Source organism: Gordonia sp. (in: high G+C Gram-positive bacteria) (genome assembly GCF_020438995.1).
Classification (GTDB): Bacteria; Actinomycetota; Actinomycetes; order Mycobacteriales; family Mycobacteriaceae; genus Gordonia.
In genome coordinates this window covers 21,746-34,611 of record NZ_JAGQTN010000125.1, presented here as the reverse complement: position 1 = coordinate 34,611, position 12,866 = coordinate 21,746, and the positions used below count along the sequence as shown (strand labels likewise).

The window sequence follows — 12,866 nt, the reverse complement described above, 5'->3', positions numbered from 1 at the left end:
GCCGGGGTGGGAGTCTCAACAGCTCGGGCAGGCCGGTGATGGGGCCTGCCACGTAGGTGCACCCCGGCAGCCCGCCGGGGTGGGAGTCTCAACATGCCCCCACCTCGAATAGCGCCCTTTGTTCGGCCGTGCGCCCCGGCAGCCCGCCGGGGTGGGAGTCTCAACGCCCACATGGAGTTCAGGCCACCACTTTTCGTAGTGCACCCCGGCAGCCCGCCGGGGTGGGAGTCTCAACGCTGCGGGTGGGTCGGTGGGCCGCGAACCGTACGGCGTGCACCCCGGCAGCCCGCCGGGGTGGGAGTCTCAACGGGTGAGGGGCCGATGTGCGGTCACGGCTGTGCCTCGTGCACCCCGGCAGCCCGCCGGGGTGGGAGTCTCAACTTCGCGTGTGTGGCAACAGATGTCGGCCAGTGGTTGGTGCACCCCGGCAGCCCGCCGGGGTGGGAGTCTCAACGACGTCATCGCCGGCCGCACCACAGGCACCACCACCGTGCACCCCGGCAGCCCGCCGGGGTGGGAGTCTCAACCATCGCGCGAACTATGAGCGCGACACCGCGCGCGGGTGCACCCCGGCAGCCCGCCGGGGTGGGAGTCTCAACACGACCCACCGCGGGAACTGGAACTGCGTGTCCCACGTGCACCCCGGCAGCCCGCCGGGGTGGGAGTCTCAACCAGTTCCGGCGGAGTCGGGATAGAGTCCTCGCGCCGTGCACCCCGGCAACCCGCCGGGGTGGGAGTCTCAACGTCGACGAGGCGCACGGATACAAGAACCGCACCCGCGTGCACCCCGGCAGCCCGCCGGGGTGGGAGTCTCAACAAGGATGAATACACCCTCGGGTTCGTCGGTGACCTCGGCGATGGCTTCAAAGAGGACGAATAGTCTGTGCCTTACGGGTTCCGTCGGGCGCGCAGGACGACGTCGAGGACGTGGCGCTGTCCGGAGGCAGGCGAACCGGCGGGACGTGAGCGTGGGCGGGTTTCGTCGGTGATGATCGTCCACGAGTCATCGAGCAGCGCTTTGTAGTCGGCGGGCTGTACGTAGTTGTGGGGGTCGATACCGTGTGCGCGGATGCCGCTTTCGTCGTGGGCGACCACGAGTAGCGTTCCGCCGGGTGCTACGGCCGCCACCAGCTTCTTCGCGACCGCGAGATCGGCTGCGGGGATAGGGAAATAGTGGGCGCTGATCAGCGCGAAACTGCCCGGTACGTCGTCGACGGTGAGATCGGTGCGTAGCCAGTGGATTCCGGATCCGGTTCCCGAATCGAGCTGTGCGGCACGGTCGATGGCGACCTGGGAGATGTCCACGGCCGTGACCTGCCAGCCCTGGCCGGCGAGCCAACGGGCGTCGGCACCCTCACCGGAGCCGACGTCGAGTGCGGTTCCCGGTGGCAATTCGCCGGTCTCGTCGACGAGAGACGGATTGACGAGTGTCGTCCACAATCGGTCGGCGCTGCTGTACCGCTCATCCCATTCCTGTGCACTGTGTGGTGCACTACCCGGTTGATGGCTGCCGGGTGAGTGCGTACCGGGTGAATGGGTATGGGATTGATCGTGTGCCATGCGTCGACCTTCCCACGAATGGTGCGGTGGTGACAAAGGTGTCGCCCAAGAAGGCTGCACTCAAGAAGCCGGAACGGCTGCGGCCGACACCGAGGGTCGGTGCGGACCGCAGCCGTGGACAGGGGCTGAGAAGAAATCAGTGAGCGGCTTCGTATGCCTCGATGACCTCGCGGGCGATGCGGCCACGCGGAGAGACGCTGTAACCGTTCTCCGTCGCCCATTCGCGGATATCGGAGGTGTTGGAACTTCCGCCTCGCGCCGGGGCGCTCGGAGCGGGCGCCGCCACCCGGCCGGCGGTGGAACGTTTACGGCCACCGATACGGGTGGAGGAGTCAAGAAGCTTTGCTACCGTGACTTTGCCGTTCTCGATTTTGTCGAGGTTGGCGCCGGAAACGTCCAACTGGTAGTCCACGCCCAGCCATGTCCAGGAAATGGTGTGCTGATCGTCGGGTTCGAGTTCCTTGCCGTCGAGGTCGTCGACAAATGTGACTGTCTGAATCTTTGCCATGTCCTACACCGTAACCGAACTACCGCACAATGTGCGACATCCGTCGAGAACTCGCAGAAAAATAGCCCCGGCACGCCGATGACGGCGGCCGGGGCTATCAGCTTACGAGGGGTGACTTCAGTGGAACTTGCGTCCGGTCACCTTCTCCGAAATCCCTTCGCGGTCAAGGAGTTGCGTGATTCCGCCATTCCAGAATTGGAATCCTGCACCCGTGATCATCGCCAGATCGATATCTTCGGGAGCTGACGCGACACCTTCATCGAGCATCCTGCGGATTTCGTCGGCGAGGCCGTCGAGGGTGATGCTGCGAACCTCCTCCGGCGACAACTGCTTGTCACCGACCACGAGCAGCGACTCCACCTCGGGATCGAGTTTTCCGTCGGAACCGTAGAACGACCGTTTGCCCGCTTCGACCACCTTGTGCAGATTCTCCGACAGGTAGAACCGCTCCGGGAACGCCTTGGTGAGCGTTTCGTTGTTGTGGTAGGCGATCGCCGGTCCGACGAGCGCGATCAGCACATACGGCGGCATCGGTGCAACACCGGCAAATGCGGTATCCACAACGGCAACGGGGGTGCCCTCGTCGGCGATGCGCCCGACCTCGCCCATGAAACGGCCCAGCAGCCGGTTGACGATGAACGACGGCGAATCCTTGACCAGAATGGTGGTTTTACCCAGCTTCTTTCCGGTCGCGAAAGCCGTGGCCAGCGCGGCGTCGGAGGTGTGCTCACCCTTGATGACCTCCAGCAGCGGCATCACCGCGACCGGGTTGAAGAAGTGGAAACCCACCACCCGGTCGGGGTTCTTGAGCTTGGAGGCCATTTCGGTGATCGACAACGACGACGTGTTGGTGGCGAAGATCGCGGTCTCCGGTGCCACCAGTTCGGCATTGTGGAAAACGGTCTGCTTGACGCCCATTTCCTCGAAGACCGCTTCGATGATGAAGTCGGCGTCGCCGAATGCCTTCTGGTAGTCGACCTCACCGGTCACCAGCGCCTTGAGGCGGTTGGTGCCGTCTTGCGTCGCCCGCCCCGCGGCCAGCTTCTTGTCGAGTTCGGCGTGCACATAGGCCACGCCCTTGTCGGCGCGTTCCTGGTCGAGATCGACCAGGACCACAGGAACTTTGAGCTTGGACACGAACAGCAGCGCGAACTGCGAGGCCATCAGACCGGCGCCGATGATGCCGACCTTGGTGACCTTCTGCGCCAGATTCTTGTCGGGTGCGCCCGCGGGACGCTTGGCCCGCTTCTGCACCAGATCGAACGAATACAGCGACGCGAGCAGTTCCGGCGTCTGCGACATCGCGACCAGCGCGTCATCCTCGGCGGCGAAACCCTCGTCGGCAGTGGCGGTCTTGGCCAGTGTCAGCAGTTCGATGGCCTTGGCCGCGGCGGGGGAGGTGCCGCTGGTCTTGCCGGCGACGAATGCGGAAGCCTTGGCGACGGCGTCGTCCCAGGCCTGGCCGCGGTCGATCTCGGGGCGGGTCACGGTGATCTCACCGGTGAGCACCTTGTCGGCCCACACGAGGGACTGCTCCAGGTAGTCGGCGCCGTTGAACGCGACGTCGGCGATGCCCAGATCGGACACCTGGGTTCCCTTGAGGACCTTGCCGTTGTTGAGCGGATTCTCGATGAACACCTTCGCGGCGTTCGCGGGCCCGATCAGGTTGGGGAGCAGGTAGCCGCCGCCCCAGCCGGGGATGAGGCCCAGCATGACCTCGGGCAGGCCCACGGCCGGCACCGAGTCGATGACCGTGCGGTAGTCGGCGTGCAACGCGACTTCCAGGCCGCCGCCGAGCGCGAGGCCGTTGATGAACCCGAATGACGGCTTGACGCCACTGATCTTGCGGAACACGGCATGGCCGAGTTCGGCGATCGTACGGATGCCCGCGGCGCCCGAAGCCTGCAACGAGGACAGGTCTGCGCCCGCGGCCAGGATGAACTGCTTACCGGTGACCGCGATCGCGTCGATCGCGTCGTCGGCGAGCGCCGCGTCGTAGGCGGTGTTCAGTGCCACCAGCGACTTGGGGCCGAAGGTGTTGGGGCGGGTGTGGTCCAGACCGTTGTCGAGGGTGACCAGGCCCAGCACCTTGCCGGAGGCGAGGGTGACCTTGCGCAGGTGCGCCTGCGTGACCACCTCGTCGTCGCTGTAGAGCTTCGCCACGTCGGCGAGCAGGGTGTCGATGGGGGTGCTCATGATCAGGCCGCGCCCTTCTTGGTGCCGTTCCAGTTGGGGTTCTCCCAGATGACGGTGCCGCCCATGCCCAGACCCACACACATGGTGGTCAGGCCGTAGCGGATCGACGGATCCTCTTCGAATTGCCGGGCCAGCTGAATCATCAGCCGCACACCGGAAGACGCGAGCGGATGCCCGAAGGCGATGGCGCCGCCGTACGGGTTGACGCGGTCGTCGTTCTGGTCGATGCCGTAGTGATCGAGGAACGCCAGCACCTGCACGGCGAAGGCCTCGTTGATCTCGAAGGCGTCGATGTCGTCGATGGTCAGGCCGGCCTTGGCCAGCGCCTTGTCGGTCGACGGGATGGGACCCACGGCCATCACCTCGGGGGCGACGCCGGCGAAGGCGTAAGTGACCAGCCGCATCTTGATGGGCAAGCCCAGTTCCTTGGCGGTCTCCTCCGACGCGAGCAGCGAGGCGGTGGCGCCGTCGTTGATACCTGCGGCGTTGCCCGCGGTGACCCGGCCGTGCGGGCGGAACGGGGTCTTGAGCTTGGCCAGATCGTCGACGGTGGTGCCGGGACGCATCGGCTCGTCGGTGGTGGCCAGGCCGAATCCAAGTTCGGCGCTGGGTGTGGCGACGGGAACCAGATCGGGCTGGATCTTGCCGTCGGCGTACGCCTTGGCGGCCAGATCCTGCGAACGCACCGCGTAGGCGTCGGTGCGGTCCTTGGTGATGGCCGGGTAGCGGTCGTGCACGTTCTCGGCGGTGTTGCCCATGACCAGCGCAGACGGGTCGACGAGGCGTTCGGACACGATCCGCGGGTTGGGGTCGACGCCCTCGCCCATCGGATGGCGGCCCATGTGCTCGACGCCGCCGGCGATGGCGACGTCGTAGGCACCGAAGGCGATGGATCCGGCGGTGGTGGTGACCGCGGTCATCGCGCCCGCACACATGCGGTCGATGGCGTAGCCGGGGACGGACTCGGGCAGGCCGGCCAGTATGGCGGCGGTGCGGCCGATCGTCAGGCCCTGATCACCGGTCTGGGTGGTGGCGGCGATCGCGACCTCGTCGATCCGCTCCGGTGGGAGTTCGGGGTGGCGGCGGACGAGTTCACGGATCAATTTGACGACCAGGTCGTCGGCGCGGGTTTCGGCATACTGGCCTTTGCCTTTACCGAAAGGTGTGCGAACGCCGTCGACAAAGACGACCTCGCGCAATGGGCGTGTCAACAGACTCTCCTCAATCTTGTGAGTTCTCCGAAGGGATGAGCAGGGAAATCCCGCGCTCAGCGCCGATCATGTTACTCGCTGGTAGCTTCTCGGGTGGAGTTGTTGCAACTGCCGTGATAGCGCACTATCCCGTGATCGCGGCATCCGGCCGCGGCGTTGCCGCCGATGCGCCCTGACCGATCCACCCCGGCAGTTCCCGGCGTACCGAAGGATCGGCGAGAATGGTCATTCGGTCGGTGTGAAGTGCTGTGGCCCAATCGATGTCGCCGCGCCAGATCTCGGTGAGGGTGCGTAGGTCGGTGTCGACGCGGGCGGTCAGGTCGTAGCCGGGATCGAAATCGCAGACCTCGACTGTGTCCGCGTCGACGACCAGCCACCAGCGGGCGGCCTTGCCGGTGATGTCGCCGAAACCGAATTCGACCATGGTGCGGGAGCGCGGCCAGGCGTCGACGCTGATGGTGCGGCGCATGTCCCACAGCAGCAGGTGCGGATCGAGATCGACGTCGCCGAGGTCGCCGATCCAGCGGGTGCCCCAGCGGCTCAGCGCCTGCACCACCTCGAACAATTCCAGACCCATTGTGGTGAGCGTGTAGCGGGAGCGGCCGTCGACCTCCGAGCGGCTGAGGACCCCGGCGCGTTCGAGACCCCGCAGTCGTTTGGTCAGCAATGCGGGCGACATGCGCGGCACTCCGCGGCGGATCTCGTTGAAATGGCGGCTACCGAGCAGCAGTTCGCGCACGATCAGGATCGTCCACCGCTCGTCGAGCACCTCCATCGCCTTGGCGACGGGGCAGAACTGGCCGTATCCAGCCATCGTGCAACACCCTTCGATCTCGGCGAATGCCGCCGCTGCAATCCAGTACACGCTTCCCGGCCGACCGCGGCCAGTTCATTTTGTGAACCGCAGCCGGTACAGATCGTGGTCTGGTCGCCGCGACCGCCGTCGGCCGATGCTGGGGATGTGGAAATCCGTTCCACCCCTAGGAAAGTGATCCATCATGACTATTTCGATCAACACCTCCGACCGCGACCTCAAGGCACGACACCGCGCATTGTGGGCCTCCGGTGACTATCCGGCGGTCGCCGATGTCATAGCACCCCTGGGCACCCGGCTGGTCGAGGCGCTGGCCATCGCATCCGGCGAGACCGTCCTCGACGTGGCCGCCGGGGCGGGCAATGTCGCGATCCCGGCTGCGCGCACCGGGGCGAGCGTGATCGCCACCGACCTGACCCCCGAACTGCTCGACACCGGCCGTCACCTGGCCGCCCGCGAACAGCTCGACATCACCTGGCGGACCGCCGACGCTGAGGCGCTCCCCATGCCCGATGCGGCCTTCGACGTGGTCACCTCCTGTGTGGGGGTGATGTTCGCGCCCTTCCACCAGCGGGGTGCCGACGAGATCACCCGGGCCTGCCGTTCCGGCGGCCGGATCGGTCTGATCAATTGGACCCCAACGGGTTTCATCGGTGAACTGTTCACCACGATGAAGCCGTACGCACCCACCCCACCGCCCGGAGCATCGGCTCCGGTGCTGTGGGGCGATGCCGATCATGTGCGGAAACTGTTCGGCGACAAGCTTGCCCATGCCGAATTCCGTACCGAGAAACTGATCGTCGACAGATTCGACAACGGCGCCGAGTTCCGGGACTTCTTCAAGGCCACCTACGGCCCGACGATCGTCGCCTTCCGCAACATCGCCGACGATCCCGAGCGGGTGGCCGAACTCGACGCCGCCATGGCCGCGCTCGCCGACCGGTACCTCGCCGGGGGAGTCATGGAATGGGAGTACCTGCTGATGACCGCGCACATCCGGTAGCGGCGCCTGCCGTTCGGCGCGCCGCGTCGACCGGTCGTCGTATCGGCACCGATGCGGCCCACCCGTACTGTGGCTGCCTATACAGTTTGAGGAAAGGTGTGACGTGGGTCGCGACACGGTGGTCGCGACGAGAAGGAGGTACCCGATGGGTAAGTACGCCGACGCATTCGAAAGCAGCATCTCCGACCGGGAAGCCTTCTGGCTCGACGCCGCCCGCGCCGTCGACTGGGTCACCCCGCCGGCCAAGGCCCTCGACGACTCGGCCGCCCCGCTGTACAGGTGGTATCCGGGCGGCGAACTCAACACCTCCGTCAACGCGCTCGACCGGCACGTCGACGCCGGAAACGGCGACCGGGCCGCGCTCATCTGGGACTCGGCGATGGTGGGGGAGGTCCGCACCTACAGCTATACCCGACTGCTCGACGAGGTATCCCGGTTCGCCGGGGTCCTCGCCGCGCAAGGTGTCACCAAGGGTGACCGCGTCATCGTATACATGCCGATGATCCCCGAGGCCGCCATCGCGATGCTCGCGTGCGCGCGGATCGGTGCAGTCCACTCCGTCGTCTTCGGTGGTTTCGCCGCCCCCGAACTGGCCACCCGCATCGACGACGCCCAGCCGGTCGCCCTGATCACCGCATCCGGCGGCATCGAACCGGGCCGCAATATCGAATACCTGCCGATGGTCGCCAAAGCGCTTGAACTGTCGGAGTTTCCGCCGACGACGGTCATCGTGAAAGACCGTGAGCAGGTCGCCGGTTCGGCCGCCGACTACGACGGCTGGCTCGACTGGGACGTCGAGACCACCGACGCTGCGCCCGCCGATGCGGTGACCGTGGCGGCCACTGACCCCCTGTACGTGCTGTACACGTCGGGCACCACCGGCAAACCCAAGGGCGTGGTCCGCGACAACGGCGGTCACGCCGTCGCCATGACCTGGTCGATGGCCAATGTGTACAACATCAACGCCGGTGACGTCTTCTGGGCGGCCTCCGACGTCGGCTGGGTCGTCGGGCACAGCTACATCGTGTACGCGCCGCTGTTGGTGGGCGCCACCACCGTCATGTACGAGGGAAAACCCGTCGGCACCCCCGACGCCGGCGCGTTCTGGCGGATCATCGCCGACCACAAGATCAGCGCGCTGTTCACCGCACCCACCGCCATCCGGGCCATCCGCAAGGCCGACCCGGACGCCAAAGAGCTTGCCAAATACGATGTTTCGTCGATGCACACGCTGTTCGCGGCAGGTGAGCGCCTCGACCCGGACACCTACGAATGGGCCACCGAGGTGCTGGGCGTTCCCGTTGTCGACCACTGGTGGCAGACCGAAACCGGCTGGGCCATCGCTGCCAACCTGCGCGGACTCGAACCGATGCCGCTCAAGGCCGGATCACCCACCGTGCCGGTGCCCGGCTACCAGGTGCAGATCCTCGACGCCGGCGGCAACCAGGTCACCGACGGCAGTGAGGGCAACATCGTCATCAAACTGCCGCTGCCGCCGGGCACCCTCGCCGGACTGTGGCGCGACGACGACCGCTACCGCAGCTCCTACCTGTCGGCGTTCGACGGCTACTACCTCACCGGCGACTCCGGCTTCATCGACGCCGGCGGTTACGTGTTCGTCCTCGGCCGCTCCGACGACGTCATCAACGTCGCCGGACACCGGCTCTCCACCGGCGGCATCGAAGCGGTGGTGGCCTCGCATCCGGCCGTCGCCGAATGCGCTGTCATCGGCATTCACGACGACCTCAAAGGTCAGCGGCCCAGCGGTTACGTGGTGCTCAAATCGGGTGTCGACATCGAACCCGACACCCTGCGTTCGGAATTGGTGAAGATGGTGCGCGACGAGATCGGCGCCGTCGCCACCTTCCGCGACGTGACCGTCGTCGCCGCGCTGCCCAAGACCCGCTCGGGCAAGATCCTGCGCAAGACGATGCGCCAGATCGCCGACAACGAGGAGTACACAGTGCCCTCCACCATCGAGGACCGCGCCGTCCTCGATGCCCTCGCCGAACAACTCGGCGGCAAGTAGCCACACACGAATATGGCCCCGTCCAACCGAATCAGGTTGGACGGGGCCATATTCGTGGTGCTCAGATCACTTGAGTTCGGCGCTGCTCTTACCGAGGACGCGTCGGGCGATGATCAGGTTCTGGATCTGCTGGGTGCCTTCGAAGATGTCGAGGATCTTCGAGTCACGCGCCCACTTCTCGATCAACAGCCGCTCCGAATAGCCCAGCGTGCCGGTCAATTCGACCGTCTTGTTGGTGATATCGGTGACGGTACGCCCGGCCTTCGCCTTGGACATTGACGCCTCGGTGGAGTTGGGCATCTTGTTGTCGGCCATCCAGGTGGCGCGCATCGTCATCAGGTAGGCGGCCTCGAAATCGGCCTCCATCCGGATGAATTCGGCTGCGGCGGCATGCTGGTCGGCGGCCGGACGATCGTAGTCGATCTCCACGCCGGCGTCTTCGAGGATGCCGCGCAGTTCTTCGAGGGCGGCGCGCGCCAGACCGACGGCCATGCCGGCCACCAGCGGGCGGGTGTTGTCGAAGGTCTGCATGACCCCGCCGAAGCCCTTCTTGACATCCACCTCGGGCGAGCCGAGCAGGTTGTCCTTGGGGATGCGGCAGTTCTCGAACCGGATGACCGCGGTATCCGAGGCCTTGATGCCGAGCTTGTGCTCCAGGCGCGCGACCTCCACGCCGGGATGCTCACGCGGGACGACGAACGACTTGATCGCCGCACGGCCCAGACTCTTGTCGACGGTCGCCCACACCACGATGTGGGTGGCCCGCGAACCGGAGGTGACGAAGATCTTCTCGCCGTTGATGACGTACTCGTCGCCGTCGAGGGTTGCGGTGGTGGTGACCGCCGCCGAGTCGGAGCCGAAGCCCGGTTCGGTGATGGCCATCGCGGCCCACACCTTGCCGAAACGCTTGAGCTGCTCGTCGGTGGCCACTGCGGCGATCGCCGAGTTACCCAGACCCTGGTACGGCATCGACAGCATCAGGCCGACGTCGCCCCACGAGGTCTCCATGACGTTGAGCACCGACTGCATGTTGCCGCCGTTGACCACTTCGCCTTCGGCCTTCGGCTTCTTCTTGGCGGCCTGGCTGCGGCCACCGTCGGCGCCGGCGCCGGCCTGACCGGTCTCGGCGAGACCGTCGTAGAGGCTGGCGAGGGTGTCGAGCTCGACGGGGTAGGCGTGCTCGGCCAGGTCGTACTTGCGCGAGACAGGGCGGAAGATCTCCGCGGCGGCCTGATGCGCCTGGTCGATGGTGGTGTGCAGCTTCTTGGGAAGCTCAAGGTTGATGGCCATGAGTGTTCTCTCCTAAACCTTGTGCCGCGCCGTCAGAGGACGACGATGCCCTCGCCGATGCCCGCGCCACGCAGGTCGCGGTACCAGCGCTCCACTGGGTGCTCCTTGGTGAAGCCGTGGCCGCCGAGCAACTGCACGCCGTCGAGGCCGATCTGCAGGCCCTTGTCGATGGTGAGCTTGCGCGAGAGTGCGGCTTCGCGGGCGAACGACAGGCCCTGCTCGGCGCGCGAGGCACCACGCAGGGTGACCAGGCGGATCGCGTCGAGTTCGGTGGCGATGTTGGCGACCATGAAGGCGACGGCCTGGCGGTTGGAGATCGGCTCGCCGAACGCCTCACGCTCGTTGACGTAGGGGATCACGTAGTCCAGGACGGCCTTGCCGGTGCCGGCGGCCAGTGCCGACCAGCCCAGACGCGACAGCCGCACGACGTCACGGTAGGCGGCCAGTGCGGCATCGCCCGGCTCCTCGCCGAGCAGCGCGGACTCGGGCACCGATACGTCCTGCAGCAGCAGGCGGCCCATGCCGGCGGCGCGCACACCCATGCCGGGGTCGGCCTCGACGATCAGGCCCTTGGAGTCGGATTCGACGATGAACAGGGCGGGCTTGCCGTCGAGCTGGGCGCCGACGATGAACAGTTCCGACGATCCGGCGGCCGGTACGAACGACTTCACACCGTTGAGGCGGTAGCCGCTGGGCACCCGGGTGGCCTTGGTCTGCAGTGCGAACGCGTCGAACAGCGGACGCGGCTCGGCAATGACGACGGCCGACTGCGGGACGTCCTCACCGGCGAAGTCGGGCAGGTAGGTCTTCTGCTGGCCCTCGGAGCCGAAGTTGGTGAGGGTGGTGGCCACGCCGCTCGGGGCGAGCAGCGGCAGGGCCAGGCCCATGTCGCCGTACGCCATGGCCTCGGCGACCAGCGCGTTGGTGACGACGCCGCGCTCGGAGGCCGCGCCGTCGAACTCCTCGGGGACGTTGATCATCGTGATACCGAGTTCGGCCGACCGCTTGAGGATCTCCTCGGGGGCGGCGGCGTTGTGGTCGGCGTCGTAGGCGGCCGGGCGCAGGATCTCGGTGGCGAAGTCGGTGACGGTCTCCGCGATCATCTGCTGCTCGTCGTCGGGCGTCAGGTTGAAGTAGTTCTTGGTGGACTTGGCCGGCCGCGATGCCTCGCCCGAGCCGCCCTGGACCTTCTTGAACGCGCGGCCCGCGGCGCCGAGGGACTGGAAGCCGGTCTTGGTGGCCTGGTAGGCGGCGCGGTTGATGGGCTCACGCAGCTGGTACTTCTCGGCGAACTCGGAGCCGGTGACCGTGGAGAGCACGCGCATCGCGGTGCCGATGAAGTTGCGGGGATGCGGGTTCTTTCCGACTGCGGAGGTATCGCGCGGTTCGGCGTGAGTGGTCATGTCCTCAGCTCTTCTTCCTGGGCTCCCCGGACGGGTGTCCTGGGGACGGGGTGGAAACGTTCGCACCGATCTTACTCGGTAGTAAGAACAGACCTTACTACTCGGTAGGGAGGTTGTCACGCATCCGGGTGAACTCGTTCCATCGACGCATTCCATGTGGTGGTGGAACAGTGGAAACATGCAGATCACGCACTTCGGCCACTCGTGCCTACTGGTGGAACTCGACGGCACCCGCATCCTCTTCGACCCGGGCAATTTCTCCCACGGTTTCGACGGCCTCACCGGCCTCGACGCGATCCTGGTAACCCACCAGCACCCCGACCACTGCGACGTCGCACGCCTGCCCGATCTCGTCGCCGCCAACCCCGATGCGGTCCTGTACGCCGACCCGCAGACCACCGCCCAGCTCACCGGCGACAGTGTCGCCGGATCGTGGACCGCCGCTCACGCCGGCGATCAGGTGTCAGTCGGCTCGGTTTCCGTACGCGTGACCGGCGGCCGGCACGCCGTCATCCACCCCGAACTCCCCGTCATCGACAACGTCGCCTACGTCCTCGACACCGCCGACGCCCCGGGCCGCTTCATGCACCCCGGCGACTCGTTCTACATCCCGTTCGAGAAGATCGACGTCCTCGCCCTCCCATCGGCTGCCCCCTGGATGAAGCTCAGCGAATCCGTCGACTACCTGCGCGCCATGGCCCCCCGCGTCGCCGTCCCCATCCACCAGGCGATCCTCTCCGACGCCGGTACCGGCATCCACTACGGCCGTCTGTCCGAGATGAAAGCCGCCGCCACCGACTTCCGCGCCCTGGACAAGGAAGTAGGAACAGACCTGTAAACCTTGCCGACAGT

The 12,866-nt window shown here is 66.4% G+C and carries 10 protein-coding genes and 1 CRISPR repeat array; of the genes, 3 read left to right on the top strand and 7 right to left on the bottom strand.

Features of this window, described 5'->3' with window-relative positions; translation table 11 throughout:
• Nucleotides 1-56 precede the first annotated feature (56 nt).
• Nucleotides 57-817: a CRISPR direct-repeat array (repeat unit 37 nt; unit sequence GTGCACCCCGGCAGCCCGCCGGGGTGGGAGTCTCAAC).
• A 71-nt stretch (nt 818-888) separates the two neighbouring features.
• The 5 genes from KDB67_RS09805 to KDB67_RS09785 form a co-directional block, all read right to left on the bottom strand.
• Nucleotides 889-1,560 carry a class I SAM-dependent methyltransferase gene (locus KDB67_RS09805; protein ID WP_291015348.1) on the bottom strand — a complete coding sequence of 224 codons (672 nt, stop codon included), beginning with the start codon at nt 1,558-1,560 and terminating at the stop codon, nt 889-891.
• Nucleotides 1,561-1,696: 136 nt separating this feature from the next.
• Nucleotides 1,697-2,068, bottom strand: coding sequence for an Lsr2 family protein (locus tag KDB67_RS09800; RefSeq protein WP_291015345.1), 372 nt, complete (start codon nt 2,066-2,068; stop codon nt 1,697-1,699).
• 117 nt (nt 2,069-2,185) lie between these two features.
• Nucleotides 2,186-4,264 carry a 3-hydroxyacyl-CoA dehydrogenase NAD-binding domain-containing protein gene (locus KDB67_RS09795; RefSeq protein ID WP_291015343.1) on the bottom strand — a complete coding sequence of 693 codons (2,079 nt, stop codon included), beginning with the start codon at nt 4,262-4,264 and terminating at the stop codon, nt 2,186-2,188.
• 2 nt (nt 4,265-4,266) lie between these two features.
• Entirely contained in the window at nt 4,267-5,475 is a 1,209-nt protein-coding gene (locus KDB67_RS09790; RefSeq protein ID WP_291015341.1) for an acetyl-CoA C-acyltransferase, read from the bottom strand.
• A 124-nt stretch (nt 5,476-5,599) separates the two neighbouring features.
• Nucleotides 5,600-6,289: a helix-turn-helix domain-containing protein gene (locus KDB67_RS09785; RefSeq protein ID WP_291015339.1), complete on the bottom strand. Its 690-nt coding sequence runs from the start codon at nt 6,287-6,289 to the stop codon at nt 5,600-5,602.
• 184 nt (nt 6,290-6,473) lie between these two features.
• On the opposite strand from KDB67_RS09785, the gene KDB67_RS09780 reads away from it, so the two are divergent.
• Both KDB67_RS09780 and KDB67_RS09775 read left to right on the top strand, forming a co-directional pair.
• The gene (locus tag KDB67_RS09780) at nt 6,474-7,292 is read left to right on the top strand and encodes a class I SAM-dependent methyltransferase (RefSeq protein WP_291015337.1); all 819 of its coding nucleotides are present in this window, start codon (nt 6,474-6,476) and stop codon (nt 7,290-7,292) included.
• Between the two features lie 145 nt (nt 7,293-7,437).
• A complete protein-coding gene (locus KDB67_RS09775; protein WP_291015335.1) occupies nt 7,438-9,321 on the top strand; it encodes a propionyl-CoA synthetase in 1,884 nt (627 codons plus the stop codon).
• 66 nt (nt 9,322-9,387) lie between these two features.
• On the opposite strand, the gene KDB67_RS09770 is transcribed toward KDB67_RS09775, so the two are convergent.
• Both KDB67_RS09770 and KDB67_RS09765 read right to left on the bottom strand, forming a co-directional pair.
• Nucleotides 9,388-10,611, bottom strand: a complete 1,224-nt coding sequence (locus tag KDB67_RS09770) for an acyl-CoA dehydrogenase family protein (RefSeq protein WP_291015333.1) — start codon at nt 10,609-10,611, stop codon at nt 9,388-9,390.
• 32 nt (nt 10,612-10,643) lie between these two features.
• Entirely contained in the window at nt 10,644-12,014 is a 1,371-nt protein-coding gene (locus KDB67_RS09765; RefSeq protein ID WP_291015330.1) for an acyl-CoA dehydrogenase family protein, read from the bottom strand.
• A 178-nt stretch (nt 12,015-12,192) separates the two neighbouring features.
• On the opposite strand from KDB67_RS09765, the gene KDB67_RS09760 reads away from it, so the two are divergent.
• Nucleotides 12,193-12,852: an MBL fold metallo-hydrolase gene (locus tag KDB67_RS09760; RefSeq protein ID WP_291015328.1), complete on the top strand. Its 660-nt coding sequence runs from the start codon at nt 12,193-12,195 to the stop codon at nt 12,850-12,852.
• Nucleotides 12,853-12,866 lie beyond the last annotated feature (14 nt).

Bases quoted from the DNA above. Each gene is read 5' to 3' on its own strand.
- KDB67_RS09805 (WP_291015348.1), bottom strand. From the start codon at position 1,560: ATGGCACACGATCAATCCCATACCCATTCACCCGGTACGCACTCACCC.
- KDB67_RS09800 (WP_291015345.1), bottom strand. From the start codon at position 2,068: ATGGCAAAGATTCAGACAGTCACATTTGTCGACGACCTCGACGGCAAG.
- KDB67_RS09795 (WP_291015343.1), bottom strand. From the start codon at position 4,264: ATGAGCACCCCCATCGACACCCTGCTCGCCGACGTGGCGAAGCTCTAC.
- KDB67_RS09785 (WP_291015339.1), bottom strand. From the start codon at position 6,289: ATGGCTGGATACGGCCAGTTCTGCCCCGTCGCCAAGGCGATGGAGGTG.
- KDB67_RS09780 (WP_291015337.1), top strand. From the start codon at position 6,474: ATGACTATTTCGATCAACACCTCCGACCGCGACCTCAAGGCACGACAC.
- KDB67_RS09775 (WP_291015335.1), top strand. From the start codon at position 7,438: ATGGGTAAGTACGCCGACGCATTCGAAAGCAGCATCTCCGACCGGGAA.
- KDB67_RS09770 (WP_291015333.1), bottom strand. From the start codon at position 10,611: ATGGCCATCAACCTTGAGCTTCCCAAGAAGCTGCACACCACCATCGAC.
- KDB67_RS09765 (WP_291015330.1), bottom strand. From the start codon at position 12,014: ATGACCACTCACGCCGAACCGCGCGATACCTCCGCAGTCGGAAAGAAC.
- KDB67_RS09760 (WP_291015328.1), top strand. From the start codon at position 12,193: ATGCAGATCACGCACTTCGGCCACTCGTGCCTACTGGTGGAACTCGAC.